Annotated in this window: 1 protein-coding gene; it reads right to left on the bottom strand. The window is 60.0% G+C overall.

What is annotated here, in order from left to right:
- Nucleotides 1–395 (bottom strand): helix-turn-helix domain-containing protein (locus CK240_RS17945; protein ID WP_135058988.1); only part of this gene is annotated, 395 nt, incomplete at its 3' end.
- Nucleotides 396–543: the final 148 nt, after the last annotated feature.

The raw sequence follows: 543 nt of genomic DNA, 5'->3' as shown, positions 1-543 counted from the left end.
GCCGTGTTCATCGCCCGCACCGCCTGGTTCACGTTCCGCCCGATCGCTGAAACCTCCTTGGTCAGCGCCTCGATCTCGCCCGCCTCCGGCGGTTCGATGTGGTAGACGCCCGCCGCATAGAGCAGCACCCGCCGGGCCGTGTCGGCCCGGCTCAGGTCCAGCTCCCGCGCCAGGGCGTCCAGCCGCTCCATGTCCTCGGCGCTGACCCGCACCGTCAGCACCTTGCTGCGCGACTGCGGCAGGCGCTCGTCCCAGCGGTTCCTGTGGTTGTAGATCGTCCGGCGGCTGACCCCGTATTTCTTCGCCAACTCCGTCACCGGCACCTTCGCGTCGAGCTCACCCCGGAGAGCTTGCTTCTGGGCGTTCGTCAGGCGGCTGAACTTGCGTCTCGGCATGTGTGAAGTATCCAACTTGGAGGCTGTGAAGTATCCAAGTTATATTTCCTGCTATTAGGTTTGGAACGTATGATGATATTTCCTCGCGAGATTATTTAAGCTCATTTGCTATTGATGTGACGAACCTTTCGTTTTCATCCTTTTATCA

The organism is Paracoccus salipaludis, assembly GCF_002287065.1.
Taxonomy (GTDB): Bacteria; Pseudomonadota; Alphaproteobacteria; order Rhodobacterales; family Rhodobacteraceae; genus Paracoccus; species Paracoccus salipaludis.
This window is presented reverse-complemented; position numbering and strand designations above follow the sequence as displayed.